The organism is Microbacterium sp. Se5.02b, from assembly GCF_019464375.1.
Lineage (GTDB): Bacteria > Actinomycetota > Actinomycetes > Actinomycetales > Microbacteriaceae > Microbacterium.
This window is the reverse complement of the sequence record NZ_CP080491.1, coordinates 3,663,537-3,689,788: the sequence shown is the minus strand read 5'-3', so window position 1 is coordinate 3,689,788 and position 26,252 is coordinate 3,663,537. Positions and strand designations below refer to the sequence as shown.

Annotated in this window: 24 protein-coding genes, 3 pseudogenes and 1 riboswitch; of the genes and pseudogenes, 18 read left to right on the top strand and 9 right to left on the bottom strand. The window is 70.2% G+C overall.

The genetic code is table 11. The features are described from left to right. Positions 1–46: 46 nt before the first annotated feature. The 3 genes from K1X59_RS18530 to K1X59_RS18520 are packed head-to-tail and all read right to left on the bottom strand — an operon-like array spanning position 47 to position 2,374. Positions 47–472 carry a DUF1801 domain-containing protein gene (locus K1X59_RS18530; RefSeq protein ID WP_220173700.1) on the bottom strand — a complete coding sequence of 142 codons (426 nt, stop codon included), beginning with the start codon at positions 470–472 and terminating at the stop codon, positions 47–49. Further along, the gene (locus K1X59_RS18525) at positions 469–1,041 is read right to left on the bottom strand and encodes an HhH-GPD-type base excision DNA repair protein (protein ID WP_183151121.1); all 573 of its coding nucleotides are present in this window, start codon (positions 1,039–1,041) and stop codon (positions 469–471) included. The genes K1X59_RS18530 and K1X59_RS18525 overlap by 4 nt, the downstream gene beginning before the upstream one ends. A gap of 31 nt (positions 1,042–1,072) precedes the next feature. Then, on the bottom strand, positions 1,073–2,374 hold the full coding sequence (locus K1X59_RS18520; protein WP_220173699.1) for a glutamyl-tRNA reductase: 1,302 nt from the start codon (positions 2,372–2,374) through the stop codon (positions 1,073–1,075). Between the two features lie 86 nt (positions 2,375–2,460). On the opposite strand from K1X59_RS18520, the gene hemE reads away from it, so the two are divergent. The 12 genes and pseudogenes from hemE (at position 2,461) to K1X59_RS18465 (ending at position 11,821) form a co-directional block, all read left to right on the top strand. Next, positions 2,461–3,483, top strand: coding sequence for a uroporphyrinogen decarboxylase (gene hemE, locus K1X59_RS18515; protein ID WP_183151120.1), 1,023 nt, complete (start codon positions 2,461–2,463; stop codon positions 3,481–3,483). A gap of 37 nt (positions 3,484–3,520) precedes the next feature. Further along, positions 3,521–4,798, top strand: a complete 1,278-nt coding sequence (locus tag K1X59_RS18510) for an NAD(P)/FAD-dependent oxidoreductase (RefSeq protein WP_258566930.1) — start codon at positions 3,521–3,523, stop codon at positions 4,796–4,798. Next, entirely contained in the window at positions 4,795–5,085 is a 291-nt protein-coding gene (locus tag K1X59_RS22000) for a hypothetical protein (protein WP_244632178.1), read from the top strand. The genes K1X59_RS18510 and K1X59_RS22000 overlap by 4 nt, the downstream gene beginning before the upstream one ends. Positions 5,086–5,236: 151 nt before the next feature. Further along, positions 5,237–5,659 carry a hypothetical protein gene (locus K1X59_RS18505; protein ID WP_183151119.1) on the top strand — a complete coding sequence of 141 codons (423 nt, stop codon included), beginning with the start codon at positions 5,237–5,239 and terminating at the stop codon, positions 5,657–5,659. Between the two features lies 1 nt (position 5,660). Next, complete coding sequence (locus K1X59_RS18500; RefSeq protein ID WP_183151118.1) at positions 5,661–6,068, top strand: phage holin family protein; 408 nt, start codon at positions 5,661–5,663, stop codon at positions 6,066–6,068. Next, on the top strand, positions 6,055–6,327 hold the full coding sequence (locus tag K1X59_RS18495; RefSeq protein ID WP_183151117.1) for a hypothetical protein: 273 nt from the start codon (positions 6,055–6,057) through the stop codon (positions 6,325–6,327). The genes K1X59_RS18500 and K1X59_RS18495 overlap by 14 nt, the downstream gene beginning before the upstream one ends. Before the next feature lie 98 nt (positions 6,328–6,425). Beyond that, positions 6,426–7,106: a hydrogen peroxide-dependent heme synthase gene (hemQ, locus tag K1X59_RS18490; protein ID WP_183151116.1), complete on the top strand. Its 681-nt coding sequence runs from the start codon at positions 6,426–6,428 to the stop codon at positions 7,104–7,106. 5 nt (positions 7,107–7,111) lie between these two features. Further along, positions 7,112–8,101, top strand: a complete 990-nt coding sequence (hemC, locus tag K1X59_RS18485; protein WP_183151115.1) for a hydroxymethylbilane synthase — start codon at positions 7,112–7,114, stop codon at positions 8,099–8,101. A 6-nt stretch (positions 8,102–8,107) separates the two neighbouring features. Then, on the top strand, positions 8,108–8,905 hold the full coding sequence (locus K1X59_RS18480) for a uroporphyrinogen-III synthase (RefSeq protein WP_220173698.1): 798 nt from the start codon (positions 8,108–8,110) through the stop codon (positions 8,903–8,905). Then, positions 8,902–9,879, top strand: coding sequence for a porphobilinogen synthase (gene hemB, locus K1X59_RS18475; RefSeq protein ID WP_183151114.1), 978 nt, complete (start codon positions 8,902–8,904; stop codon positions 9,877–9,879). Before K1X59_RS18480 ends, hemB begins: the two co-directional genes overlap by 4 nt. A gap of 13 nt (positions 9,880–9,892) precedes the next feature. Beyond that, positions 9,893–11,214 (top strand): annotated as a pseudogene (locus K1X59_RS18470) (glutamate-1-semialdehyde 2,1-aminomutase). Positions 11,215–11,371: 157 nt separating this feature from the next. Beyond that, entirely contained in the window at positions 11,372–11,821 is a 450-nt protein-coding gene (locus K1X59_RS18465; RefSeq protein ID WP_183151112.1) for a hypothetical protein, read from the top strand. A gap of 98 nt (positions 11,822–11,919) precedes the next feature. On the opposite strand, the gene K1X59_RS18460 is transcribed toward K1X59_RS18465, so the two are convergent. Further along, complete coding sequence (locus tag K1X59_RS18460; RefSeq protein ID WP_183151111.1) at positions 11,920–13,398, bottom strand: hypothetical protein; 1,479 nt, start codon at positions 13,396–13,398, stop codon at positions 11,920–11,922. Between the two features lie 23 nt (positions 13,399–13,421). Then, positions 13,422–14,144 (bottom strand): ATP-binding cassette domain-containing protein, encoded by a 723-nt coding sequence (locus K1X59_RS18455; RefSeq protein WP_183151110.1) that lies wholly within the window; start codon positions 14,142–14,144, stop codon positions 13,422–13,424. Positions 14,145–14,256: 112 nt separating this feature from the next. Here K1X59_RS18455 and K1X59_RS18450 point away from each other — a divergent pair, with 112 nt between their 5' ends. Beyond that, on the top strand, positions 14,257–15,318 hold the full coding sequence (locus tag K1X59_RS18450) for an enoyl-CoA hydratase/isomerase family protein (RefSeq protein WP_183151109.1): 1,062 nt from the start codon (positions 14,257–14,259) through the stop codon (positions 15,316–15,318). 103 nt (positions 15,319–15,421) lie between these two features. On the opposite strand, the gene K1X59_RS18445 is transcribed toward K1X59_RS18450, so the two are convergent. Together K1X59_RS18445 and K1X59_RS18440 are read right to left on the bottom strand one after the other, a co-directional pair. Next, complete coding sequence (locus K1X59_RS18445) at positions 15,422–15,817, bottom strand: GntR family transcriptional regulator (protein WP_183151108.1); 396 nt, start codon at positions 15,815–15,817, stop codon at positions 15,422–15,424. Beyond that, complete coding sequence (locus K1X59_RS18440; protein ID WP_220173697.1) at positions 15,814–16,863, bottom strand: hypothetical protein; 1,050 nt, start codon at positions 16,861–16,863, stop codon at positions 15,814–15,816. Before K1X59_RS18440 ends, K1X59_RS18445 begins: the two co-directional genes overlap by 4 nt. A gap of 266 nt (positions 16,864–17,129) precedes the next feature. Between K1X59_RS18440 and K1X59_RS18435 the strand changes: the two genes are divergently transcribed. Beyond that, positions 17,130–18,857 carry an ABC transporter ATP-binding protein gene (locus tag K1X59_RS18435; protein WP_183151106.1) on the top strand — a complete coding sequence of 576 codons (1,728 nt, stop codon included), beginning with the start codon at positions 17,130–17,132 and terminating at the stop codon, positions 18,855–18,857. Continuing rightward, complete coding sequence (locus K1X59_RS18430; RefSeq protein WP_220173696.1) at positions 18,854–21,115, top strand: ABC transporter ATP-binding protein; 2,262 nt, start codon at positions 18,854–18,856, stop codon at positions 21,113–21,115. The genes K1X59_RS18435 and K1X59_RS18430 overlap by 4 nt, the downstream gene beginning before the upstream one ends. A 134-nt stretch (positions 21,116–21,249) precedes the next feature. Here the strand turns inward: K1X59_RS18430 and K1X59_RS21995 are convergent, their stop codons facing one another. Further along, complete coding sequence (locus tag K1X59_RS21995; protein ID WP_258566929.1) at positions 21,250–21,381, bottom strand: hypothetical protein; 132 nt, start codon at positions 21,379–21,381, stop codon at positions 21,250–21,252. Then, a complete protein-coding gene (locus K1X59_RS18425) occupies positions 21,378–23,117 on the bottom strand; it encodes a D-alanyl-D-alanine carboxypeptidase (RefSeq protein WP_220173695.1) in 1,740 nt (579 codons plus the stop codon). The genes K1X59_RS21995 and K1X59_RS18425 overlap by 4 nt, the downstream gene beginning before the upstream one ends. A gap of 81 nt (positions 23,118–23,198) precedes the next feature. Next, a riboswitch (TPP riboswitch) is annotated at positions 23,199–23,310 on the top strand. On the opposite strand from K1X59_RS18425, the gene K1X59_RS18420 reads away from it, so the two are divergent. From K1X59_RS18420 to K1X59_RS18410, 3 genes and pseudogenes are all read left to right on the top strand, one after another. Continuing rightward, positions 23,301–23,936, top strand: coding sequence for an ECF transporter S component (locus tag K1X59_RS18420; protein WP_220173694.1), 636 nt, complete (start codon positions 23,301–23,303; stop codon positions 23,934–23,936). (Overlaps the previous riboswitch by 10 nt.) Next, positions 23,936–25,390 (top strand): annotated as a pseudogene (locus K1X59_RS18415) (ABC transporter ATP-binding protein). The gene K1X59_RS18420 and the pseudogene K1X59_RS18415 overlap by 1 nt, the downstream one beginning before the upstream one ends. After that, positions 25,387–26,176, top strand: a pseudogene (locus K1X59_RS18410) (energy-coupling factor transporter transmembrane component T family protein). Before K1X59_RS18415 ends, K1X59_RS18410 begins: the two co-directional pseudogenes overlap by 4 nt. The last annotated feature ends 76 nt before the right edge of the window (positions 26,177–26,252 follow it).

The window sequence follows — 26,252 nt, the reverse complement described above, 5'->3', positions numbered from 1 at the left end:
CGGGCGCTGACCCTCAGCTGCCCGACGTGCAGCTCGCCGCCCCGGCTCAGCCCGTGACGGTGAGCTGCACGTCAGGCGTGCCGCCGGCTTCGACCCAGGCCAGCGAGCGTTCGAGGATGCTCCGCAGCACGTCGAGGTCGACCTGCTCGAGGTCTTTGATGTACAGGCATCCGACGCCCGTGGTGTGCGGGCCGAGTTCTGCCAGGGCCTCGGAGTGGGCATCGACGCCGTCGAAGAGGTAGATCGTGGTCGCGGCCTTGCGAGGGGCGAAGCCGAGCACCCCGCTGTCACCCTCCGTGCCGGTGGGGTAGCGGTAGTGGCACGAGCCGAATCCGATGATCGTGCCCCACGTCTGCGGTTCGCGACCGGTGATCTCCTGCATGAGCGCGGTCAGCGTCTCGGCGTCCCGACGGCGGGTCGCGGGGGAGGAGCGGGCGATGAGTCCTGCGACGTCGTCGCCCGTCGGCTTCACTTCTGCGCCTTCGCCGCAGCCTTCATGGCCTTCTTGTGCTCACGCACCTTCGTGAGCGAGTCGGGCGAGACGATGTCGGCGACGCTGCGGTACGAGCCGTCCTCGCCGTAGGGCGCCGACGCCTCGCGCCAGCCCTCGCCCGTGAAGCCGTACTGCTTTCCGAGGAGCGCGAGGAAGATCTTCGCCTTCTGCTCGCCGAAGCCGGGGAGCGCCTTGAGCCGCTTCAACACCTCGGCTCCGGACGGGTCTCCCTCGGTCCACAGGGCCGCGGCGTCGCCGCCCCAGTCGTCGACCAGGGTCTGGCACAGCGTCTGCACGCGCGTCGCCATCGATCCGGGGAACCGGTGCACGGCGGGGGTCTGCTTGAAGGCCTCGAGGAACTCGTCCGGCGCCATGCCGGCGATCGCCGTGGCATCCGCAGCCCCGGTGCGCTGTTCGATCTTGAGCGGACCGGCGAACGCGGTCTCCATCGGCACCTGCTGGTCCAGGAGCATGCCCACGAGCAGTGCCAGGGGATTCTCGGTCAGCAGCGCGTCGGCGGCGGTGTCTCCGGTGATGTGAAGGGCCATGCCTCCAGTGTCCCACCTGCGGCCGAGCGCGTCAGGCGGTCGCGGCGTCGTCTGCGCCAGGGGCATCGGCTTCGGGCGCGATGCCGTACAGGGCCGACAGCGCGGCGGCGAACTCGTCGGCGCGGCCGGCGGCGGCGAGCTCGTGCGCGCGGACGGTCGGCGTGTGCAGGAGCACCCCGGAAAGGTGGCGCAGAGCCTGCTCGACCTTGCCGTCTTCGTCGCCGCGCGCCCGGGCACGATCGATCTCACGCTCGAGCAGCTCGAAGATGTGCGAGCGGAAGGCGACGACCGACGGTGTCACGCTCTGGCGTGCGCCCACCACATGGAAGGTCTCAGCGGCTTCGCGGACGACGCTGCGTGCGGCATCCGTCGCCTGCAGCTCCTCGAGCGGCGCGTGCAGACGGATGGTCTCGAGGTCGAGGAGTGCGACTCCCTCGAGAGCGGCGACCGCGGGGTCGACGTTGCGGGGCATGCCGAGGTCGACCACCAGCTGGCTGTGCGCGCCGACCGGGCAGCCAGCCGGGGCGAGGCCGGCCGGCAGCTGAAGGTGCTCCGGCCCGAGCACCGGCTCCGTGGCGGTGGTGCAGGTGATGAGCAGGCTCGACCGGGCGGCGGTCTGGGCGTACTCCTCGGCGGTGATCGCCCGGATGCCGTGCTTCGCGGCGAACACCTCGGCACGGCCGGAGGGCGAGTACACCGAGATGTTCACGGCGCCGCGCTCGCGCAGGGTGGCGAGGGTGACCGCCGCATAGGCGCCGGTGCCGACCAGCAGCACGCGCTCGGCGGACCAGTCGGCGATGCGGCTGTCGGCGAGCTCGAGCGCGAGACGCACGAGCGAGCGGCCGGCGCGGCCGAGGGCGGTGACGTTCTTGACCTTGCGCTGGGCCTGGCTGGCGCGCTGGAACAGGCGCTCGAGCTCGGGCGATGTCGTGCCGTCCTTGCGCGCGGACTTCAGGGCGCGGCGCACCTGTCCGGCGATCTCGCCCTCGCCGGAGACGACGGACTCGAGTCCTGAGGCGACCGAGAACAGATGCTCGGCGACGCGGCGGCCCGAGTGCACGGTGTAGGCCCCGTCGAGGTCGGCGGCCGGGATGCCGGTCGCGGACTCGACCGCCTCGATCACGGCTTCGACGCCGATGGCACCGGCGGCCGTGACCGGCTCATCCATTTCCACGTACGCCTCGAACCGGTTGCACGTCGCGAGGACCACGGCACCCTGCACGCACGGCGTCATGCCCACGATGGTGGGAGCGACGTCGTCGGGGGTGCGGCTCAGGCGTTCGAGCAGTTCGAAGGAGGCGGTCTTGTGACTCGCCGTCACACACAGCAGCACATACCGATTGTACCGGAGTGTCCGCCGACCGGATTCGCACGGCCCGATTCGGCGGGCGCACAAGGGGGGAATGGGAGGATGGAGCCATGGCCCTCTCCGACGCCCCGCTCCTGCGCGCCCTCGCCGGCGACCGTCCCGACCACGCCCCGGTGTGGTTCATGCGCCAGGCCGGCCGGTCGTTGCCGGAGTACCGCGACCTGCGGGTCGGCACGCGGATGCTCGACGCATGCCTCACCCCCGACCTCGCGGCCGAGATCACGTTGCAGCCGGTCCGGCGTCACGGGGTCGACGCCGCGGTGTTCTTCAGCGACATCGTCATCCCGCTGCGGCTCGCGGGCGTCGACGTCGAGATCGAGCCCGGTCGTGGCCCGGTGTTCGCGGACCCGGTGCGCACGGCAGCCGACGTCGACCGCATCACCGCGATCGATCCGGACGACCTGGACGGCACGGCGATCGCCGAAGCCGTCCGACTCGTCACGGCAGAGCTCGGCGACACCCCGCTGATCGGTTTCGCCGGAGCGCCCTTCACCCTCGCGGCCTATCTCGTCGAGGGCGGGCCCTCGAAGGAGCACCTGCGGGCGCGGGCGATGATGCACGCCGATCCCGCGTCGTGGAACCGTCTCGCGGGCTGGCTCGCGACCGTCTCGCGGCGCTTCCTCGAGACGCAGCGCGATGCCGGAGCCTCCGTCGTGCAGCTCTTCGACAGCTGGGCCGGGTCTCTCAGCACGTCCGACTACCGCACCTTCGTCGCACCGCACTCCCACGCCGCTCTGTCCGGCATCGGCCTCCCCACCATCCACTTCGGCGTGGGTACCGGACGGTTCCTCGACGACATGCGTCTCGACGGCGTGGCCGACGGTGTCGGGGTCGACTGGCGGCAGCCCCTCGATGAGGCCGCCGCGATCCTCGGACCGGACGTCACCGTGCAGGGCAACATCGACCCGGCGCTGCTCGGCGCCCCGTGGCCCGTGCTGGAGGCGCACGTGCGCGATGTCGTCGAACGCGGACGTGCCGCACGCGCACACATCCTCAACCTGGGGCACGGCGTCCCGCCCGAGACCGACCCCGACCAGCTCACCCGCATCGTCGAGTTGGCCCACACGATCTGACACCCACCGGATCACCTCGATCGGAGAATCGACACCGATGACCACGCAGCCTTCCCCGGCCGAGCCGTCCGACCTCGCCGCCCGCGCGGCGGAGAAGCATGTCGTCGTCGTGGGCGGCGGCATCGGGGGCCTCGTCGCGGCGAGGGAGTGCGCGAAGGTCGGAATGCGCGTCACGGTGCTCGAAGCCGCCGATGTGCTCGGCGGGGCGATCCGCCGTGTCGATCTCGACGGCATCACCGTGGATGCGGGGGCAGAGAGCTACGCCACGAGAGGCGGCCTCGTGCGCGCGCTCGTCGAGGAGCTCGACCTCGCAGACCGCATCGTGGTACCGCAGGCCGGGGGCGCATGGCTTGCGGGCATCCCCGGAGTGGGCGCGGCCCCTCTTCCGGCCGGAGGCATCCTGGGCATCCCCGCCAATCCGTTCCAGGACGACGTCCGCCGCATCATCGGATGGTCCGGCGTGTGGCGTGCCTACCTCGATCGCGTGCGCCCGCCGCTCACGATCGGACACCAGCTCAGCCTCGGAAAGCTCGTCGCCTCGCGGATGGGCGCGAAGGTGCGGGACCGTCTCGTCGCACCCGTGACGACCGGTGTCTACTCGGCATCCCCCGACGACATCGACATCGACGTCGCAGCGCCGGGACTCAACGCCGCACTGACGCGGGTCGGCTCGCTCTCCGGCGCGGTGCAGGCGCTTCGGGATGCTGCCGCCGCGAAGGCCACCGATGGTCCGGCCGAGGCGAAGACGCCCGGCGCCGCGGTCGAGGGGCTGGCCGGAGGCATGAGCACTCTCATCGACGCGCTCTCGGACGACCTCACGAAACTCGGGGCCGAGGTGCGGACCGGCGTGCGGGTGCGCGGCCTCCGCGCGGTCGGTGACACGTGGTCGATCGAGATGGAGGTCGCACCCGGCGAGACCGTCGCGGTGGACGACGTCGACCCCGTCATCGCAGAGCGGATCGTGGAAGATCTGGCGGCGGAACCGACAGTCGAGGAGATGGCGGCCGACGCCGTCATCGTCGCGACCCCCGAGGCTGTCGCACGGGAGATCCTCGCGGTCGCCGTGCCCGCGCTGAGGTGGACCGAGGCCGCCGCCTCGCCCGAGATCGAGATCGTCACCCTGCTCCTCGACGCGCCGGGACTGGCCACCGCCCCGCGAGGGACCGGAGTTCTCACCGTCCCTGGCAGCCACACGGCGAAGGCCCTCACGCATTCGACCGCGAAGTGGGGATGGGTGCGCGACGCCGCGGGTGACCGGCAGATCGTCCGTGTCTCGTTCGGCGCTCAGGGGAGCCTGCGGCGACCGCAGGGATGAGCGACGACGAGGCGGCGGACTTCGCGCGGCGCGAAGCCGCAGCCCTGCTCGGAGTCGCACTCGCCCCGGAGGCCGTTTCCGCATCGCACCGCGGCCGCTTCGTCCAGTCGCAGCCGGCCTCGATCATCGGCGCCGGCGAACGGCGCACCTCGGCGCGTGCGGCGATCCGAGCCGTTCCCGGTGTCGCCGTGGTGGGCGCCTGGCTCGCGGGGACAGGGCTCGCTCAGGTGATCCCCGACGCGCGCGACGAGGCCGACCGAATGCGGCGCGCCCTGTTGTGGGAGTGATCGAGCGCTCCGTGTCAACCCTCTGACCCGTAGATGCCGAAATCGGCATACGGGGTTACGCTGGGTACCTGGCCGAGGGGAGCGGAAGCCTGCGGTCACATCCCAACCGGGCGAATCTGGCCGGACAACCGGAACAAGGTGAGGAGACCCCATGAAGGGGAAGATCGGACTCGTCGTCGGGCTCGGCGTGGGCTACGTCCTCGGCACCCGTGCCGGGCGTGAGCGCTACGAGCAGATCAAGACGCAGTGGTTGAAGGTGTGGCACCTCGACCCGGTGCAGGAGCAGGTCTCCAAGGTGAAGGGCTTCGTCGGCGACAAGGCCGCGGCCGTTCCCGGAGCTCTCTGGACCGGCGTCGTCAAGGTCGCGAAGTCGGTGAGCGGCTCGGGCACGCCGGGGCAGCGCCTCGACTCCGCCATCGCCACGGGTCGCGAGGCAGCCGAGGATCTGGCCGAAGCCACCGAAGAGGCGGTCGAGGCCGCGAAGGCGACCGCGTCGTCGACCTCCACCGCGAAGAAGCCCGCCGTCAAGAAGCCGGCGGCCGCCAAGTCCGCCCCGAAGAAGTCCGGCGCCTGACATGCCCCGCGGATACCGAGATCGTGCCGACGACAGTCTGCTGACCCTCCTCGGGGATCTTCCGGAACTCGTCACGAACCTCGTCAAGGCGGAGATCGACGCCGCCAAGGCCTGGATCTCGCGCACCTCGAAAGACGCCGGCATCGGCTCGGTGTGGTTCCTCGTCGCCCTGTTCTTCCTGTTCTGGGCCGTGCCGGTGATCCTGGTCTTCGCGATCGCCGGGCTGTCGTCCTGGTGGCCGGTGTGGCTCTCCGCGATCGCCGTCTTCGGAATCCTGATCGTCGCCGTGCTGCTGTTCGCGCTTCTCGGCATCCTGAAGTTCCGCAAGGTGCTCCGGCGCCAGAACCCGGCGCAGGCCGTGGCCGAAGACATCCGACTCGTGAAGGAGGCCGGCGATGACGAATTCTGAGTCGCTGCCGCGTACTGCTGTCCCCGGCGGCATCGTCGATCCCGTCGCGTCGGCCCGTGCCGAGCTCAAGGCCGCGCTCGCCGCGATCGAGGTGAAGGGGAACATCCCTCGTCGCATCGAGAAGGCATCGGTGCGCGGTGCCGCGAAGGCCAGGGTCTTCGCCGACCGCAATCCGATCGGCGCGATAGCCGCCGCGGTGGGTGTCGCGGCGGTCGTGGGTGGCGCCGTGTGGGCCATCGCACGCGCGATCGCTCGCTGACGCACCTGCGCACACGAGGATCCGTCATTCCGGAGGTCGTCGTCCGCTCATCCTGGGGTGATTAGCGGCTCCTCCGCAAACGAGGCAGACTGGGGAGCATGATGTCCGAAGAGCGCGATGAGAACCCGTCCGGCTTCACCCTCTGGGCCGTCTGGCGACGGAATCCCGACGTGCCGGTGACCGAGAACGACTCGACCGAGCTCGAGACGATCGTCTCCTACATCGAGGACTCCGGCGTCACGGTCCGCGGCTTCTACGATGTCTCCGGGCTCAAGGCCGATGCCGACCTCATGGTGTGGCTGCACGGCGACACCGCCGAAGAGCTGCAGAAGGCGCTGCGCCGGCTCCGTCGCACCGAACTGCTGCGGTCGCTGCTCCCGGTCTGGAACGTCATGGGCGTGCACCGCGACGCCGAGTTCAACCGCGCGCATGTGCCGGGCTTCCTCCGCGGCGTCGAGCCCAAGGAATGGCTGTGCCTCTACCCGTTCGTGCGCACTCCGGAGTGGTACCTCGCTCCCGAGGAGGATCGTCGCAAGATGCTCGCCGACCACGGCCGCCGTGGTGCCGCGTTCACGGGCGTGCTCGCCAACACGGTCGCATCCTTCGCCCTCGGCGACTACGAGTGGCTGCTTCCGCTCGAAGCCGATGAGCTCACCGACCTCGTGGACCTGATGCGCGACCTCCGCTACACGGACGCGCGCATGTACGTGAAGGAGGAGGTGCCCTTCTACACCGGGCGCAGACTCCGCTTCGACGAGATCGCGGACGTGCTCCAGTAGACGTCATGAGCACCGCCATCCGTCTGGGTACCCGTCGCAGTGCGCTCGCGCAGGCGCAGTCGGGTCATGTCGCCGCGGCACTCGAGAAGGTGTCCGGTCGCCGGGTCGAGCTCGTTCCGATCACGAGCGAGGGCGACACGAACCGTGCCTCGCTCTCCGAGATCGGCGGGCAGGGCATCTTCGCCACCCGGCTCCGCGAAGCACTCCTCGCGGGCGAGTGCGACTTCCTCGTCCACTCCTTGAAAGACCTGCCGACGGCCGTCCCCGATGGACTGCTGATCGCGGCGACACCCCGGCGCGAAGACCCGCGCGATGTCGTTCTCACCCGTCACGGCGTGCCGCTGCACGAACTGCGCTCCGGGAGCACGGTCGGCACGGGTTCGCCGCGTCGGATCGCGCAGGTGCACCGCAGGGCGCCGGGCGCCGAGGTCGTCGACATCCGGGGCAACGTCGACTCCCGCCTCGCACGTGTCGCCTCCGGAGAGCTGGACGCGGTGATCCTCGCGGCGGCTGGTCTGTCGAGGCTCGACACCGACTCGCCGCTGCGCCGGGAGGAGCTCGGTCTCGCGGAATGGCCGACCGCTCCGGGGCAGGGATCGCTCGCGGTCGAGACCCGCACGGACGCCCCCGAAGAACTTCTGTCGGCTCTCGCGGAACTGGACGATGCGCCGACCCGCCTGGCGATCACGGTGGAGCGCGCGATCCTCGAGGGACTCGACGCCGGGTGCCAGGCTCCCATGGCAGCGCACGCCGTCGTCGACGGCTCCTCGATCCGCGTCAGGACGGTCGTCTACGCCCTCGATGGCAGCCGCCGGATCGGCCTCGACGTCACCGAAGCCCTGAACGGGGAGTATATTCGTCGGAACGGCAGTGGCAATGGAGCGGATGCTGCCGATGGTGCAGACCCGATGCACGCAGCGCGCGAGCTCGGGTTCACTGTTGCCCGTCGGCTGCTCGATCAAGGGGCGGCCGGCCTCGTACCCCGAGAGCAATAAATCCTCATGACCACTTCCGAAATCAAGCAGGACCGACCGCTGGACGGCTGGCGAATCCTCGTACCCCGCGGCGGGCCCTGGGGCGACGGCGTCGCCGCGAGCCTCCGGGCACTGGGTGCCGTCCCCGTCGTGGCGCCCCTCATCAACTTCGCGCCGACGACCGACCAGGCCACGCTCGACGTCGCCCTGGCGCAGCTGGCGGCCGGGGAGTTCGACTGGCTGACCGTCACGAGCGCCACCACGGTCGATGTGCTCTTCGCGCACCGGGCACAGGTGCCCCGCTCGACCAAGATCGCCGCGGTCGGCGAGACGACGGCGACGGCGCTGCAGGCGGTCGGCTACGAGGTCACGCTGGTCCCCGAGCAGGACAACTCCGCGGAGGGGATGGCTCAGCAGCTCATCGCCCTCGAGAAGGAGCCGCGCCGCATCCTCGCCCTGCGCAGCGAGATCGCCAAGCCCGTGCTCAGCAGGCTCCTCTCCGAAGCCGGGCACGACGTGCACGGTGTCGTCGCCTACCGCACGGTCGGCGTTCCGGTCACGGAGCGCATCCGCCGCGATGTCGAGAACGGTCGGATCAACGCGATCCTCATCACGAGCGGTTCCGTGGCGGAGCAGGTGCGTGAGCAGTTCCCGGAGATCCCCGACGAGACCCTGCTCGCCGCGATCGGGCCGCGGACCGCGAAGGACGCCGAACGAGCGGGTCTGCCGGTGTCGGTCGTCGCCGATCGTCAGACCGTCGACGCGCTGATCGAGGCGGTCTCGCACTTCACGCTTCCGCACGCGGCCGACGAGTTCGCGCCGTGAGCTACCCGGATGTCCGTCTGAGGAGACTGCGCCAGTCGCGGGCGGTGCGCGATCTCGTGCGCGAGACCTCGGTGCAGCCCCGACAGCTCGTGCTCCCGCTCTTCGTCCGCGAAGGTCTCTCGGAGCCGGTCGAGATCGGCTCGATGCCCGGAGTCGCGCAGCACTCGCTGGACTCCTTGCGTTCCGCGGCTGTGGAAGCCGCCGAAGCCGGCGTGGGCGGCGTGATGCTGTTCGGTGTGCCGGCAGTGCGCGACGCGCGCGGTTCCGGGGCCGACGATCCCCGCGGCATCCTCAACGTCGCGACCGAGGCCCTGGCCGCCGAGGTCGGGGATGCGCTCGTCGTGCAGACCGATCTGTGTCTGGACGAGTTCACCGATCACGGCCACTGCGGCGTGCTCGCGGCAGACGGCTCGGTCGACAACGACGCGACGCTCGAGCGCTACACGTCCATGGCGCTCGCTCAGGCCGGGGCCGGGTCGCAGCTGCTGGGTCTGTCGGGGATGATGGACGGTCAGGTCGCCGTGATCCGCGCCGCGCTGGATGCGGAGGGCTTCACGGACACCCTGCTGCTCGCCTATGCCGCGAAGTATGCGAGCGCGTTCTACGGGCCGTTCCGCGAGGCCGTCGATTCGCAGCTGAAAGGCGACCGGCGCACCTACCAGCTCGATCCGGGGAACCGTCGGGAGGGCGTCCGCGAGGCTGTCGTCGACGAGGCCGAAGGCGCGGACATCGTGATGGTGAAGCCGGCGATGGCCTTCCTCGACGTGCTGCGCGAGGTGCGCGACACCGTGAGCATTCCGGTGTGGGCATACCAGGTCTCGGGCGAGTACGCGATGATCGAGGCCGCCGGCGCGAACGGCTGGATCGACCGCCGTGCCGCCGTGCTGGAGTCCCTGCTCTCGATCCGCCGTGCGGGCGCCGATGCGGTGCTGACGTATTGGGCGACCGAGGCTGCGGGCTGGCTGCGCGATTGACCGAGGAGTTCTCATGACCGACCGCAATGACGACCTGTTCTCCGCTGCCCGCGCGGTGATCCCCGGTGGCGTCAACTCGCCGGTGCGCGCGTACGGCTCCGTCGGCGGGACGCCGCGGTTCCTGGCATCGGCGAAGGGGGCCAGGGTGACGGATGCGGCCGGGCGCGAGTACGTCGACCTGGTCGCGTCGTGGGGTCCGGCTCTGCTCGGACATGCCCACCCCGAGATCGTCGCCGCGGTGCAGGAGGCGGCGTCACGGGGGCTGTCGTTCGGTGCGCCGACCGAGGGCGAGGTCGAGCTCGCAGCGGTGATCGCCGACCGCGTGAGGTTCGGCGAGACCCGTCCGATCGAGCGCGTGCGCCTGGTCTCGACCGGGACCGAGGCGACGATGACGGCGATCCGCCTCGCGCGCGGCGCCACCGGCCGAGACCTGCTGGTGAAGTTCGCCGGGCACTACCACGGCCACTCGGACGGACTCCTCGCCGAGGCGGGATCGGGTGTCGCGACGCTCGCCCTTCCCGGGTCCGCCGGTGTGCCTGCGCCGATCGCCGCGCAGACCCTCGTCATCGGATACAACGACCCCGAGGCGTTGGCTGCGGTGTTCGCCGAGCACGGTCAGCGCATCGCCGCGGTCATCGTCGAGGCGTCGGCCGCGAACATGGGCGTCGTCCCTCCGCTGCCCGGATTCAACCGCCTCATCGCCGAGACCGCGCATGCCCACGGCGCCCTGATGATCATCGACGAGGTGCTGACCGGCTTCCGCGTGCACCCCGCGGGCTTCTGGGGTCTCCAGGCCGCCGGGGGCGAGGAGTACCTCCCGACATCTTCACGTTCGGCAAGGTCGTCGGCGGCGGCATGCCGCTGGCCGCGCTGGGCGGTCGCGCCGAGGTCATGGACCTGCTCGCGCCGCTCGGACCCGTGTATCAGGCGGGTACGTTGTCGGGGAATCCGCTCTCGGTCGCGGCGGGACTCGCCACGCTGCGGCTCGCGACGCCCGAGGTGTATGCGACCGTGGACGCGGCGTCCGCACGAGTGTCCGCTGCACTCGATGCCGCACTGACGTCGGCGGGGGTGACTCACACGGTCGCCACGGCCGGCAACCTCTTCAGCGCGTCGTTCCGAGCGTCGGTGCCGCGCACCTACGCCGAAGCGCAGGCGCAGGAATCGTTCCGTTACGCCCCGTTCTTCCACTCGCTGCGCGAGCAGGGTGTGGCTCTTCCGCCGAGCGTGTTCGAAGCCTGGTTCCTCACGGCAGCGCACGGGGAAGAGGAGCTGCAGCACATCGAGGCCGCCCTCCCCGCTGCCGCCTCCGCCGCAGCCGCCGCGCGCCCGTAACGTCCGTCGAGGCCCGTCGAGGTCCGTCGAGTGTGGAACCTTCCTTCGAAAGTCGGCAGAGGGACAGTCGAGACTGGTCCTCATCGACAAGGGATCGTTGCGTTCCTGTGAGCAACTTCCAGACAACTGGCAGGGCGGCGCTGGCAGACTGAGTGGCATGGTGACGTTGCTGCTGGACCAGACGCAACTCGAGGTCGTGCTCTCGCCGATCGAGCGTGCCGCCACCTTTCACAGGGAGAACCTCCGTATCGCCCGCGACACCATCACCAAGGTCCAGCTGACCGAAGACGCGTGGACCTGGCTTCGCGGCGTGCCCAACCCCGGCACGCACATCCCGGGTGTCCTCGCGGCCGGCAGCTGGAAGGCGGCGGGGAGCCTCGACTTCGTACTGATCCGACGTCGGCGGCCGAGCGTCGTGATCGACCTCGACGGCGACGAGCAGTACCGCCGGCTGATCCTGACCACGCGGCACGGACTCGCCCTCACTCAGGCTCTGCGACTCGATGTCTCCGCCGAGCCCGCCAACGTCGAAGAGATCGTCGCCACAGCGCCGACGCCGGTGACGAAGGGGAGTCGCCGCCCGGTCATCCGCCCCCGGCCTGCCTGATCCGAGCCAGGGCGCGGGTCGTGAACCCGCCGCCTCGGGAATCGAGAACGCCCTCCGGACCGTCGGGTCGGGAGGGCGTTCTCGGCGATGCGGAAGCCTCAGTCGCGGTGGTGCTCTCCGTCGTGGTGCTCTCCGTCGTGGTGCTGGCCGTCGTGGTGCTCGCCGTCGTGGTGATCGCCATCGTGGTGCTCACCGTCATCATGCTGGCGGTCGACCTCGGCATCTGTGCCTTCCGCCTGCGTGCCGTCACCGGCCGGGGTCCCGTCGGCAACCGGCTGCGCAGACTCCTCGGCGGCCGTGTCGGATGCCGACAGCGGCACGGTGTCGATGACGCCGGTGGAGGCGATGCTCCAGTGCGCGCCCTCGTCGCCGGACTCAGCCGGGGTCGCCTCGGACTCGGCGCCCAGCGGGTAGTCCTTCGGTTCGTCCTCGTAGTAGGCGCGAGCCGCAGCGGCGAGCATCGAGCTGACGGCCGCCGATCGCGGGTCGGCGTCATCGGAAGCCGCAGAATCGACGGTGTCGGCGCCGGACTCGTCGGCGCGTGACTCGTCGGAACCTGACTCGTCGGAATCTGATTCGGCGGCGGCGGCGTCCGTTTCGGCGAGGTCGGCGAAGATCTCCACCCCGGCGTGCTCACCGTCGATGTCGTCGTCGGCGGCGTCGGCGGCGTCGGTCTCGGGCTCGGTTTGCGCCGGGTCGGCGTCCACGTCCGTGGTGGTGTCCGGTTCCGTGTCGGTCTCGGCTGCGTCCGTATCCGAAGTCGCGTCCGTGGCGGTCTCCGCGTCGGAGCCGACCACGTCCGACGCGGTCTCATCCGTATCGGCGTCGGTATCGGTGTCCGCGTCCGTGGCGGTCTCGTTCTCGTCGCCTGCCCGCTCGGTCGAGGTGGCGTCGGTGTCCTGGGGTGTCTGGAAGATCTCGGCGACGCTGTGACTCGCCTCACCTGCGGTCGTGGTCGCGGGAGCGACCGGAGCCGCCGAGCCGAAGAGGATCTCGTCGAACGATCGCCGGGGCGATTCCTCGTCGGCAGTGTCGATCGCCGCGGGCTCCGCTCCCTCGTCATTCTGCACCGCGTCGGCGGAGTCCGCGGGTGTCTCTGCGTCATCCGTCGATGCCGTGGGGTCAGCCGCCGTCGTCTCTTCCGGCGCGGGGGCCTCCTCGGCCGCCGGAGTCTCCTCGGCAGGACTCTCCGTCGCGTCGTCCGCGTCTGCGACGGCGTCCGCAGACCTCTCGGAATCGGCGGGTGTCGCGGTGGCGTGTGCCGCCCAGGCGGCGGCCGCTGCCACGGGGACGGCGACGAGGGTGTCGGCAGGCGCGGAGGGCTCGTCCTCCGTCTCAACGGTGTCGCCGACGGCGGTCTCCGCAACGGCGGTCTCTGCGACGGCGAGGGCGGGCTCGGGCAGGAGAGGTGATCCGGCCGGCGAAGTGAGCCGTCCGCCGCGCATCAGATCGATGAAGACGTCTTCGAGCGTGGGCCCGCGCTGCACGAGCGTGCTCAGGGCGATGCCGGCCTCGGCGGCGACGGCTCCGACGGTGCCGGCGTCACCCCCGCGAACGGTCAGTCCGGATCGCAGCACCTCGATGTCGAAACCGGCCTTGGTCAGCGCCGCCGTGAGCGCCCCCGATCAGCGGCGTCGACGACGACGGAGCCGCCCTTCGGGTCGGCGAGCGTCTCGATGCCGCTGGACAGCACCAGGCGACCCTTCGACAGGACCAGCACGTTGTCGGCGACCTGCTCCACCTCGCTGAGGACGTGCGATGACACGAGCATCGTGCGACCCTCGTCGGCGAGGCGGCGCATCAGCAGCCGCATCCAGCGGATCCCCTCGGGGTCGAGTCCGTTGGCCGGTTCGTCGAACACCAGTGCGCCGGGGTCGCCGAGAAGCGCGTGCGCGACGCTCAGACGCTGACGCATGCCGAGCGAGAATCCGCCGATCCGGGAGTCGCCTTCGCCCTCCAGTCCGACGAGGGAGAGGACCTCGCCGACGCGCGCGAGCGGAATGCCGTTCGCCTTGGCGGCGATCGTCAGCTGCCGCTCTGCGGTGCGCCGCGGGCGGTACACGGTCTCTTCGAGCACGGAGCCGATGGTGCGCAGCGGCTGGCGCAGCTCCGCGTAGGCGGTGCCACCGATCGTGGCGGTCCCGGACGTGGCGCGCACCTGACCGAGCAGGATGCGCAGCGATGTCGTCTTGCCTGCACCGTTCGGGCCGAGGAAGGCGGTCACAGCGCCGGGTTCGACGCGCGCGGAGAAGTCCGAGACGGCGGTAACCTCATTGAAGCGCTTCGTCACGTGCGTGAACTCCAGCACCTGTCCTTCAGGCATCCGTGACCTCTCTTCGGAGTGAACAGTTCCTCCCTATCCTGCCGGAAAAGCCTGTCGGATCCCGCATTTCGCGCGGAATCACCGCCCTCGCCGACGGGGTAGCCTGGCACGCGTGACCGATTCTCTGGCTGCATCGCGAGTCCTCGTCCGCACCGAAGGAGCGCTCGGGCGACTCACTCTTCATCGCCCGGAGGCGATCAATGCGCTCGACGTCGGGATGATCGAGATCCTGACCGACACCCTGAACGTGTGGCGCGACGACTCCGACGTGCAGATCGTGCTGCTCGACGGAGCAGGGAACCGTGGCATGTGCGCGGGCGGGGACGTCCGCGCGCTGCACGCGCAGATCGTGGCGGGAGAAGCCGAGCGGACGGCGGAGTTCTTCCGCGCCGAGTACGCGCTGAACGCCATGATCGCCGAGTACCCGAAGCCGATCGTCGCCTTCGCCGACGGCATCACCATGGGCGGCGGCATCGGGCTCGCCGGCCACGCGGCCATCCGCATCGTCACGGAGCGTTCGAAGCTGGCGATGCCGGAGACGCGGATCGGATTCACGCCCGATGTCGGCGGCACGCGGCTGCTCGCGAAGGCCCCTGGCCGTTTCGGCGAGTACTTCGGCCTCACCGGGGCGACGATGAGCGGGGCGGATGCCGTCTACCTGGGCTTCGCCGACCACTTCGTGCCGTCGGATCGTCTGGAGGCGTTGAGCGAGGCCCTCGCCTTCCGCGCGGATCCGACCGGACCGAGCGAGATCGTGCTGCTGTTCGACGAGACGCCGGAGCCCACCCGGTTGCCGGAGTCGAAGGAGTGGGTCGACGACGCGTTCTCCGCCCCGACGGTGAGCGAGATCATCGAGCGGCTGCACGCCCAGGGGACGACGGAGGCCGCCGCCGTGGCCGACCTCCTCGAAGGACTCGCACCCACCGGACTCACCGTCACGCTCGACGCCGTGCGCGAGGCGCGAGACCTTCCGAGCCTCCGCGCCGCGCTGGAAGGCGAGTATCGACGTGTGATGTGGTTCGTGAACGAGCATCCGGATCTCGTCGAGGGCATCCGCGCACAGCTGGTCGACAAGGATCGGAACCCGCGGTGGGATCCGCCGACGTTGGCCGAGCTCGCCCCGGATGCGGGCGCTCCCGCCCGTGCCTACGTGCCGCAGCCTCCTCTGTTCTGAGTCGCCGCCTTTCGCCCGCACGGCTGTCGGGAGGATGCACACCTGTCGGGCGGATCGACCTGGTTCACGCCGAGCCGCGTCGAGACTCCCGACAGATGGCCCGTCACGGACCCGGAACCGCGGACGCGTCCGCCGTGCGCGTCTGCCAGATCGTCCGGAGCACGTCGACCACATCATCCGGATCGGCACTTGCGGAACCGGCCTCCTCGACCAGCTCGCGGATGCGCCGGATGACGGATGCCGGAAGAACACCCGCCGTCTCGGCGACCCGGGTGCCCGCCGCGGTGCGCGAGACCACGAGCCCCTCGGCCTCGAGCATCTTGTAGGCGCGGGCGGCCGTGCCCGGAGCCACACCGAGGTCGCTCGCGGTCTGGCGGACGGTCGGCAGTCGTTCGCCGGTGCCGAGCTGTCCCGAGACGATCAGGCCGCGCAACTGTCGGTAGATGTCGAGAGCGGGACTCGCCTCGTCGGTCGGCGACAGCTTCGGGCTCAGGCTCACCGTGCGGCCCTCGCGTCGACGGGGCGCCGGACAGCAGCGGCGTGCTCGGAGACGTGCGCGAGCTGCGCGGTCACGAGGAGCAGGAGCACGAACGCCGTGACCTCGAGCGCCGGTGCCAGCCAGCCGCCGACAGCCGCGATCTCTCCGTATCGCCAGACGGCGTCGTAGGTGGCGCTGCGGCCGTCGCCCTCCACCGTGAGCCCGGCCACCGATCCCGCCTCGGCGATGAACCGGAGCGCTCCTGCCAGCGCGAGCAGCGCCGCCGATGCCGTGAGCCGGGTGATCCCGCGCGCGACGTCACGACGCTCGCGCTGCTCGGCGACGACTGTCTCGGGGCGGAGGAACGCGCGGGCCGCGTTGGCGCGCAACGTCGCCACGACGACGGCGACGAGGGCGGCAGTGCAGATCAGGACGGGGACGCCGTACGCCCATCCGTAGAACCAGGGACGGATCGGGTCGATGGTCTCGTTGGGGACGTCGATCTCGAGGTAGACGTACGGACCGTCGTCGAGATTCGATGAGGCGAGTCCGGCGAGCAGCGTGGTCGCCGTGAGGGCGAGAAGGGCGAGGGCGGTGCCCACGCCTGCCGCTAGGGAGCTGAAGGTCAGCCAGGTCCGGCGTGCGGCCACGACGGGTTGCTCGGGAGGGGTGCTGCCTCGCGTCGCGATCAGCGCCAGAAGGACGGCGACGCCGACGGATGCCGTGAACACCGGCGTCGCGTACCGCCACCAGGACACGACCCCGTTGAGGCTCACGCCGAACAGGTCGAGGACGTACCCGGTGATCAGGTTCTCTGCGGCGAAGATCACGATCACGGCGATCGCCGCGATGCCGAGGGCGACGTGCTCCGGCGCGTAGCGGGCCGACACCGCGGCGGCGGACGTAGGGGTGAGCCGGACGCGGCTCCGCCTCCGCGCCGCCCATCGGGGCGAGAGGGAGATCCCGACCGCGATGATCGCTGCGAGGAGCAGCGAGACCAACGGCAGCGACAAGAGGGCGCCCGCCAGCTGCGCCGGGTCGAGCAGAGATGCGATGGGAGCAGGCATGCGGGTCCGTTCTCGTTTGTACCATATGTCTATCACAAGTTGTGTCAACTGGGGAACACAATAAGAGCGCCCGTCGGATTCCGCACTTGTTCGTCCGCGTGCAGAAACCTCGGCGGATCGGCGCCGCCGGTTCGCTGTCAGCGAAGGTCAGCCCCGAGGGGGATACGAATGTCCGCAGTTCGTGGCACTCTGTCTTGTGGCCGATCGTCGGTCGGCATCCGTCTGCCGGGAGATCCGCCGCTTCATCCTTCCTAGAAAGTCCGCCTGTGCTGGGAAAAATCCTCCTCCGTTATCTCTCCCGATACCGATGGCTGCTGCTCGCCGTACTGGTCTTCCAACTGGCCAGCGTGGCAGCGACCCTCTACCTCCCTCGCCTGAACGCCGACATCATCGACAAGGGCGTCGCCCGTGGCGACACCGGCTACATCTGGAGCACGGGACTGTTCATGCTCGCCGTGTCGCTGGGGCAGATCATCGCCTCGATCACCGCGACCTTCTTCGCCGCTCGCGCCGCGATGGGCGCCGGCCGTGACATCCGCGCCGACGTCTTCGGCAAGGTCAGCGGGTTCTCCGAGCGCGAGGTCTCGCAGTTCGGCGCCGGCTCCCTCATCACCCGCAACACCAACGACGTGCAGCAGGTGCAGATGCTCGCGATGATGGGCGCGACGATGCTCGTCACCGCGCCGCTCCTCGCGATCGGCGGCATCATCTTCGCCGTGCAGACCAACGTCGGCCTCAGCTGGCTCATCGCGGTCTCCGTCCCGCTGCTCCTGATCCTCGCGGCGCTCGTGATCGGGCGCATGGTCCCGCTGTTCCGCAGCTACCAGGGCAAGCTCGACAACGTGAACCGGATCATGCGCGAGCAGCTCACGGGCGTCCGCGTGGTGCGCGCGTTCGTGCGCGAGCGCATCGAGGAAGAGCGCTTCCGGGGCGCCAACACCGACATCATGGTCGTTGGCCGCAAGGTCGGATCCCTGTTCGTGCTCCTGTTCCCGCTGTTCATGCTGATCCTCAACGTCACCGTCGTCTCGGTCATCTGGTTCGGCGGCATCGAGGTCAACAACGGCACGGTCCAGGTGGGCACGCTGTTCGCCTTCATGCAGTACATCGGTCAGATCATGGGCGGCGTCATCATGGCGAGCTTCATGGCGATGATGATCCCGCGCGCCGCGGTGTCGGCCGAGCGCATCGGCGAGGTGCTCGACTCCGAGTCCACGCTCGTGCGTCCGGAGAACGGCGTCACCGAGTTCCCGGTTCCCGGATCCGTCGCGCTCGACGACGTCGAGTTCACCTACCCCGGCGCCGACTCCCCGGTGCTCACCGGCATCAGCTTCGCCGCGCAGCCGGGCGAGACCGTGGCGATCGTCGGATCGACCGGCTCCGGCAAGACGACTCTGATCTCGCTCATCCCTCGGCTCTTCGACGTCTCGGGAGGTTCCGTGCACGTGGGCGGTACCGACGTGCGCGAGGCCGACGTCGAGTCGCTGTGGGACAGCATCGGCCTCGTGCCGCAGCGCCCGTTCCTCTTCACAGGCACGGTCGCGTCGAACCTGCGCTACGGGCGTGAAGAGGCCACCGACGAAGAACTCTGGCACGCGCTCGACATCGCGCAGGGTCGCGACTTCGTCGAGGAGATGCCGGACGGCCTCGACTCCCGCATCGCCCAGGGCGGCACGAACGTCTCGGGTGGTCAGCGTCAGCGTCTCGCCATCGCGCGCGCGATCGTCCATCAGCCGAAGATCCTCGTCTTCGACGACTCGTTCTCGGCTCTCGACCTCACGACGGACGCACGGCTGCGACAAGCACTGTGGCGGGAGCTGCCGCACGTGACGAAGATCGTCGTCGCGCAGCGGATCTCGACCATCACGGATGCCGATCGCATCGTGGTCCTCGACGGGGGCACCATGGTCGGCGTCGGCACGCATGAGGAGCTGCTCGAGACGAGCGACACCTACCGAGAGATCGTCGAGTCGCAGCTGGGGGTCGACGCATGAGCGAGCAGAACAACGAACAGCGCAAGGCCAGGCGCGGTCGCGGCACGCCGGCAGCGGCGGTGGCCGAGGTCGAGCTGAGCGCCGAGGAGAAGTACGAGGCCGAGCTCGCCGAGCAGGCGCGGCAGAACTCCGGCGACTGGGACAGCGTCGCGCCGGGCAAGGCCGACAACTTCGGTCCGAGTTTCGCGCGCATGATCGGGCTGCTCAAGCCCTCAGCCATCTGGTTCGTCTTCGTGTCGATCCTCGGTGCGATCGGCGTGGTCCTCACGGTCGCGGCGCCCAAGGTGCTCGCCGAAGCCACCAACCTCGTCTACAAGGGGTTCATCTCGATCCAACTCGGACAGCCGACCGACGACTTCCCCGGGTTCCCGGCGGGAACCCCGCAAGACGTCGTGGTCGATGCGCTGCGGGGTGCGGGTCAAGACGACTTCGCCAACCAGGTCGGAGCGCTGGGCGACTTCACCGTCGGCCAGGGCATCGACTTCGATGCGTTGCGCATGGTCATCGCCGCCGTCCTGGCGATCTATGTGGCCGCAGCCTTCCTCACCTGGATCCAGGGCTACGTCATCAACGTGATCATGGTGCGCACCATGTGGCGTCTGCGGGAGTCGGTCGAGGCGAAGATCAACCGCCTTCCGCTGTCGTACTTCGACAAGGTGCAGCGCGGTGAGCTGATCTCGCGTGTCACCAACGACATCGACAACATCACGCAGACCATGCAGCAGTCGCTCTCGGGCGCGCTCACCTCGGTGCTGACCGTGATCGGCGTGCTCGTGATGATGTTCTCCATCTCGTGGCAGCTCGCCCTCGTCGCCCTCGTCACGCTGCCGTTGATGGGAGTGATCTTCGGCATCATCGGGCCGCGGTCGCAGAAGGCCTTCGGCACCCAGTGGCGCAAGGTCGGCCGGCTGAACGCGCGTGTCGAGGAGGCCTTCTCGGGTCACGCACTGGTGAAGGTCTTCGGACGCGAGAAGGATGCTCTCGACAAGTTCCAGGTCGAGAACGAAGAACTCTTCCAGGCGAGCTTCAAGGCGCAGTTCCTCTCCGGCATCATCATGCCGGCGATGATGTTCGTCGGAAACCTCAGCTACGTGGGCATCGCGGTGCTCGGTGGTCTGATGGTCGCGAACGGGCAGCTGCGACTCGGCGATGTGCAGGCGTTCATCCAGTACTCCCAGCAGTTCACGCAGCCGCTGTCCGAGCTGGGCGGCATGGCCGCGGTGGTGCAGTCCGGCACGGCATCGGCGGAGCGGGTGTTCGAACTGCTCGATGCGGACGAACAGGAGGCGGACGACGCCGATGCCCCCGAGCTGGTCGAGGGCAAGGGCGTCATCGAGTTCGAGAACGTCGCGTTCTCGTACACGCCCGATCGCCCGCTCATCCGCGACCTGTCGTTCCGGGTGGAGCCGGGGCAGACCGTCGCCATCGTCGGTCCGACCGGTGCGGGCAAGACCACGCTGGTCAACCTGATCATGCGTTTCTACGAGCTCAGCGGCGGGCGCATCATGCTCGACGGGCAGGACATCGCCGAGGTCACCCGCGACGAGCTGCGGTCGCGCACCGGCATGGTGCTGCAGGACCCGTGGCTGTTCGCCGGGAGCATCCGCGAGAACATCCGGTACGGTCGCTCCACCGCGACCGACGACGAGGTTCTTGCCGCTGCCAAGGCCACCTACGTCGACCGCTTCGTGCACGCTCTCCCCGAGGGCTATGACACGGTGCTCGATGAGGATGCCGCGAACGTGTCGGCGGGTGAGCGTCAGCTCATCACGATCGCCAGGGCGTTCGTCGCGCAGCCGTCGATCCTGATCCTGGATGAAGCCACCTCCGCGGTCGACACCCGCACCGAGCTGCTGCTGCAGCACGCGATGGCCGCGCTCCGCGAAGGACGCACGTCCTTCGTGATCGCGCACCGCCTGTCGACCATCCGTGACGCCGACCTCATCCTCGTGATGGAGCACGGCGACATCGTGGAGAAGGGCACGCACGACGAGCTCATCGCGGCGCAGGGCGCCTACTGGCGCCTGTACCAGTCGCAGTTCGAGCAGGCCGCCACCGACATCGACGCCGAAGACGCTCTCACCGGATCGACGCCGGTCGTCGTGACCGGCGACGCCGGAGCCGAGGAGCGGGCCGAGTCGGAAGCGGTGGCCGCCGTGGCCGGCGCGTCCGTCGGGGCGAGCCTTCCCGCGGCCGAGACGGCGGCAGCCCAGGCGCTGCTCGACGAGGGAGCGGACGGGACCGCCGACCGGACCTGAGCGAGACACGTCACGACAGCGCCCCCTCCGGTGTACCGGGGTGGGGCGCTGTCGTCTGCACGCCGCGTCTGCACGCCGCGTCTGCACGCCGCGTCTGCACGCCGCGTCTGCGCTCCTGCTCGGCGGAGCGGGTGTCAGGGACGGTCGGCGGTGACGCCCAGCAGCTCCAGCGGATGGGTCAGACGCCACCAGGGGCTCGGCCCCTCGACGTCCTCGGCCAGCACCAAGGGCACTGTCGTGCTGTCGAGCGGACCCGTCGCGGTCATCGTGCCCACCCGGCCGTGCTCGTCGCGCTCGTCGCCGAGATCGAACGTCGCGCTGGTGGTCGCGAGGGCACCGTTCCACAGCACCACATCGGCATCGCTCTCGGTGACGACGTCGACGTCTTCGCCCCAGAGCGTCGTGACGCGGCCGACGACCGTGCCCTCGGCGACAGCCGGGTCCTGGCCGCGAGCGCCGCCTCGGTCTCGGCGAACAGGGAGCGCGTGACGGCCAGGCGCTCGTCGTCGCCGGGTTGGTTGAGCGCCGCGGCGTACAGATGGACGGTCGTGTCGCCGATCGTGACGTCCTTCGCCGTGAGCAGGTTCCAACCGACGAGGGTGCCGGTCTTGATGCCGACGACGCCCGGGTCCACGAGCATGCCATTGGTGTTGACGACGGTTCCCGCGCCGGGGAGATCGACCGACGTGGTTCCGACGATCTGGGCGAACACGGGGTTCTGCATGGCCAGTTCACCCAGCGCGATCAGGGCCTCAGGGGTCGACACGTTACGCTCGTCGAACCCGGAGGGAGTCACCACCGTGATGCCCGTGAGTCCACGTTCGCGCAGCCAGACCTCGGCGGCGGCTGCGAACTCCCTGTCGGAGCCCCAGATCTCGGACGCCAGGCGGTCGATGTAGTTGTTGGCCGAACCGAGGAGCGTGCCCTGCAGCAGCTGGTACTCGGTCAGCACGCCGCCGACCGGCACATCGAGAGCGGACTGGTCGCTGCGCCGGTAATCCCAGTACTCGACGCTGTCGCGATAGGTGAAGCCGAACTCGGGGCCCTGCTCGCCGAGCGCGAGGGGCATCCGATCGAGCACCATCAGGCTGCTCACGACCTTGGTGATGCTCGCGATGCTCACGGGATCGGCGAGGGAGGCGGCGGTGTCCAACCCCGCGATGCCGACCGCTGCGCTGCCCTCTCCCGGCCAGGTGAGCGCCGCCGGCGGAGCCGGAACCGCGCTGAACTCGACCACAGCGACGGTCGGGGGCACCTCGTGCAACGGCCAGAGCAGCGTCGTACCCGCGTACACCGCGACGAGACCGGCGAGCGTGGCCAACGGCACCAGGATCCCGGGGCGCGCGATCCCCGGACGCAGTCGGGCTCCGCGCAACAGGCCGCCCGTCCGCTCGGGTTCCGCGGCCTGGTCGAGCGTCGCCGTGGGGGAGTGCGCGGCGACCGCCGTGGCGTCGACCCAGGTCAGGGCCGTGGCCGTGGTCTCGTCGTTCGCCCACTGCGGAGCGTTCGCGTCGAGCAGAGCGTCGGCGTCTTCGGGTGCGATCTCCTCTGCACGGGGAGCCGTCGGCGTGAACGGCGGTTTCGTCAGCGGAGGCGTGGGGGCCGTCTCGGCCGCGGGTTCCGGGTCGAGCACGTGCTCCGGTGCGGGCTCGGGATCGATCACGTGCTCGGCCGTGGGCTCGGGATCGATCACATCCTCGGCCGCGTTCACATCCCTCGGGTCCCCGGCGTCCACGGGTTCCGGTGCGCCATCGCGCCCGGCGTCGTCGACCGTGAACAGCGCACCCAGAGCAGCCGAATCGACGGGGATCGCGGGGGCGATCGTGGTGTCGGGCGGAGGGGCATCGCCCGCGAACAGTCGATCGGCGGCGAAGCCCGAACCGCCGCGCGGACCCTCCTCCGCGGCGACCGCCTGCTCATCCGCAGCGTCGGCGGGGGTGTTCGACGGGGCGTCGTCGTGGACGACGCCCGTCGCCTCGTCGGCGGGATCTGAAGCAGTCACTCGTTTACGGTACCCAATCCCGGGCGTGTTCCGCGGCGCGGGCCCTGTCGCCACGCGGGTGTCGTCAGCGGGTAGGATCTTCACCACAACCACGGGAGTCCGGCGAGCCGGGCTGAGAGGGAGCGAATCGCGCTTCGACCGTCGAACCTGATCTGGGTAATGCCAGCGCAGGGAGGAGTTCAGATGAGTACGTCCACATCCGCGTCCACGACGCAGACCGCCGCCCCCGCCAGGAGCTTCCTGCGCTGGCGCATCGTCGACATCGTCGTCGCCAGCGTGATCGGCGTCGCCGCCGGCCTGATCTTCCTGGCCTGGAACGTCGGCTACCTCGGGCCTAAGGCGCTCCTGGAGCCGCTGCTTCCCGGCATCCAGGGCCTCCTCGACGGACCATGGCTCTTCGCCGGGGTGCTGGGCGGGCTCATCATCCGCAAGGCGGGCGCGGCGATCTACGTCGAGCTCCTCGCGGCGGTCGTGTCGGCCCTCATCGGCAATCAGTGGGGCGGGTTCCTCACGCTCGAGGCCGGTCTCGTGCAGGGCTTGGGCGCCGAGCTGATCTTCCTGCTGTTCTTCTACCGTCGCTGGTCGCTTCCGGTCGCGATCCTCGCGGGCGCCGGTGCTGCGCTGGCCGGCGGCATCAACAATCTCGTGCTCTGGTACGCGGGGTCGGGTCCGGCGTTCACGATCATCTACCTCATCAGCACGGTCATCTCGGGTGCGGTCATCGCCGGCGCCCTGTCATGGGTGCTGGCGCGCGGTATCGCCGCGACCGGGGCCCTCGACCGCTTCGGCTCCGGCCGTGAGGCGCGCGTGCGGGTCTGATGTCGGTGGATCGGTCCGTCCCGGCCGCCGTGGAGGCGCGCGGCTGGGGGTGGCGTCATGCGAGCCGGCTCGCGTGGGCGGTGAGCGAGGTCTCCTTCCGCATCGATCCCGGCGAGCGCGTCCTCGTGCTCGGGGCCTCCGGTGCGGGCAAGTCGACGCTGCTGCACGGGCTTGCGGGTGTTCTCGGCGGCGAGGAAGAGGGCGAGAGCGCGGGCGAACTGCTGGTCGACGACGCCCCTGCCGTCGCCACCCGGGGACGCGCGGGACTCGTGCTGCAGGATCCCGACTCGCAGGTCATCCTGGCCCGCACGGGCGACGACGTCGCGTTCGGCTGCGAGAACCTGGGGTTCCCCGCGCGGAGATCTGGCCACGCGTGGAATCCGCCCTGGCCGCCGTCGGCCTGGACGTGCCGCTGGATCATCCGACCAAGGCGTTGTCCGGCGGGCAGAAGCAGCGGCTCGCGCTCGCCGGAATGCTCGCGATGAGACCCGGGCTGGTGCTGCTCGACGAACCGACGGCGAACCTCGACCCCGCGGGGGTCGGCGAGGTGCGCGACGCGGTGGAACGGATGCTGCGTGCACGTCCGGCCACGCTCATCGTGGTCGAGCATCGTCTCGACGTGTGGCTGCCGCTCATCACGCGGGTGATCGTGCTCGGGGCCGGCGGCGTGGTCGCAGACGGGACCCCGGCCGAGGTCCTCGGCGCTCAGGGCGCCCGACTCGCCGCAGACGGCGTCTGGGTGCCAGGGCATCCGCCGGCGGAGCCGCCGCCGCCCCGGGAGCGCCGGGAGCTCCGCTGCTGTCGGCGCGCGATCTGGCTGTCGCCCGCGTCAAAGGGCGACCGGTCGCCGAGAACATCGACCTCGACGTGCATGCGGGACAGGTGCTCGCGATCACGGGACCCAACGGGGCAGGCAAGTCGACCCTCGGGCTGACCGTGGCCGGACTCCTGCCTCCCGCGGGCGGCGACCTGACCGCGTCGACCGCGCTCGCCGACGGCGCGGGACCCTCGCCGATCCGCTGGGCATCGAAGCAGCTGCTGACCCGCATCGGCATGGTGTTCCAGGAGCCGGAGCATCAGCTCCTCAGCAAGACCGTGCGTGATGAGCTGGCCGTCGGCCCCCGCGCGCTCGGCGTGGGGAGGACGAGATCGCCGCGCGCAGCGATGAGCTGCTCTTCCGCCTGCGGCTCGCGCATCTCGCCGCCGCCAATCCGTACACGCTGTCGGGCGGCGAGAAGCGCCGGCTGACGGTCGCCGCGGCCATCGCGACGCGACCGCGGGTGCTCGTGCTCGACGAGCCGACCTTCGGGCAGGATGCCCGCACCTGGGCGGAGCTCGTCGCGATGCTCGCCGCCCTGCGCGAGGAGGGGTCGGCGATCGTGACGATCACGCACGACCTGGATGTGGCGAGGGCGCTGCACGCCGAGAGGTTCGAACTCGGGGGCGCACGATGACCCTGATCGACACGCGCGCACGCACGGGAGCCGTCGCCGCGATCAATCCCGTCGCCAAGCTCGGGGTGAGCGCCCTGATCGCGGTGCCGTTGATCCTGACCCTCGATCCGGTGTCGGCATCCGTCGCCCTCGTGCTCGAGTTCGTGCTGTTCCTGTTCGCCGGAATCGGGTGGCGCGAGTTCTGGGTGCGCACCTGGCCGGTCTGGCTCGCCGCCCCTCTCACCGGTCTGACCATCGCGCTCTACGGCGAGACGAGCGGCGTGGTCTACGTCGACTGGTTCGTGCTGCGCATCAGCGAGGGGTCGCTGGCTCTCGCGCTCGCGACGATGCTGCGCGTGCTCGCGATCGCCCTGCCCTCGGTCGTGCTGTTCATCACCGTCGACCCGACCGATCTCGCCGACGGCCTCGGCCAGATCGTGCGGTTGCCGGCGCGTTTCGTGCTCGGCGCCCTCGCCGGACTGCGCATGGTGGGCCTGTTCCTCGACGACTGGCGTGCGCTCGAGCTCGCGCGCCGAGCCAGGGGCGTCGCCGACCGAGGGCGCATCCGCCGGTTCCTCGATGGCCTTCGCACTGCTCGTCCTCTCCATCCGTCGCGGCGCCAAGCTCGCCACCGCCATGGAGGCCAGGGGCTTCGGGGCGCCCGGGCGTCGCACCTGGGCGCGCGAGTCGCGATTCGGCGGGTCCGAGTGGGCGCTGCTCGCCGTCGGGGCGGCGATCTCCGGTGTCGCGATCGCCGCGGCCGTCGCCACCGGCGCCTGGAACTTCATCCTCGGACCCGGCGCCTGAGTCGACCCGGCGCGCGCAGGTGCCCCTCGATACCGCAGCGTGACCCCGCTACGGTGGGCGGCAGGACAGCGTTCGC

Bases quoted from the DNA above. Each gene is read 5' to 3' on its own strand.
- K1X59_RS21995 (WP_258566929.1), bottom strand. From the start codon at position 21,381: ATGACCGCGACGGGTCCGCTCGACAGCACGACAGTGCCCTTGGTGCTG.
- K1X59_RS18440 (WP_220173697.1), bottom strand. From the start codon at position 16,863: ATGCCTGCTCCCATCGCATCTCTGCTCGACCCGGCGCAGCTGGCGGGC.
- K1X59_RS18455 (WP_183151110.1), bottom strand. From the start codon at position 14,144: ATGCCTGAAGGACAGGTGCTGGAGTTCACGCACGTGACGAAGCGCTTC.
- hemQ (WP_183151116.1), top strand. From the start codon at position 6,426: ATGATGTCCGAAGAGCGCGATGAGAACCCGTCCGGCTTCACCCTCTGG.
- hemE (WP_183151120.1), top strand. From the start codon at position 2,461: ATGGCCCTCTCCGACGCCCCGCTCCTGCGCGCCCTCGCCGGCGACCGT.
- K1X59_RS18420 (WP_220173694.1), top strand. From the start codon at position 23,301: ATGAGTACGTCCACATCCGCGTCCACGACGCAGACCGCCGCCCCCGCC.
- K1X59_RS18430 (WP_220173696.1), top strand. From the start codon at position 18,854: ATGAGCGAGCAGAACAACGAACAGCGCAAGGCCAGGCGCGGTCGCGGC.
- K1X59_RS18465 (WP_183151112.1), top strand. From the start codon at position 11,372: ATGGTGACGTTGCTGCTGGACCAGACGCAACTCGAGGTCGTGCTCTCG.
- K1X59_RS18525 (WP_183151121.1), bottom strand. From the start codon at position 1,041: ATGGCCCTTCACATCACCGGAGACACCGCCGCCGACGCGCTGCTGACC.
- hemC (WP_183151115.1), top strand. From the start codon at position 7,112: ATGAGCACCGCCATCCGTCTGGGTACCCGTCGCAGTGCGCTCGCGCAG.
- K1X59_RS18480 (WP_220173698.1), top strand. From the start codon at position 8,108: ATGACCACTTCCGAAATCAAGCAGGACCGACCGCTGGACGGCTGGCGA.
- K1X59_RS22000 (WP_244632178.1), top strand. From the start codon at position 4,795: ATGAGCGACGACGAGGCGGCGGACTTCGCGCGGCGCGAAGCCGCAGCC.
- K1X59_RS18510 (WP_258566930.1), top strand. From the start codon at position 3,521: ATGACCACGCAGCCTTCCCCGGCCGAGCCGTCCGACCTCGCCGCCCGC.
- K1X59_RS18495 (WP_183151117.1), top strand. From the start codon at position 6,055: ATGACGAATTCTGAGTCGCTGCCGCGTACTGCTGTCCCCGGCGGCATC.
- K1X59_RS18500 (WP_183151118.1), top strand. From the start codon at position 5,661: ATGCCCCGCGGATACCGAGATCGTGCCGACGACAGTCTGCTGACCCTC.
- K1X59_RS18505 (WP_183151119.1), top strand. From the start codon at position 5,237: ATGAAGGGGAAGATCGGACTCGTCGTCGGGCTCGGCGTGGGCTACGTC.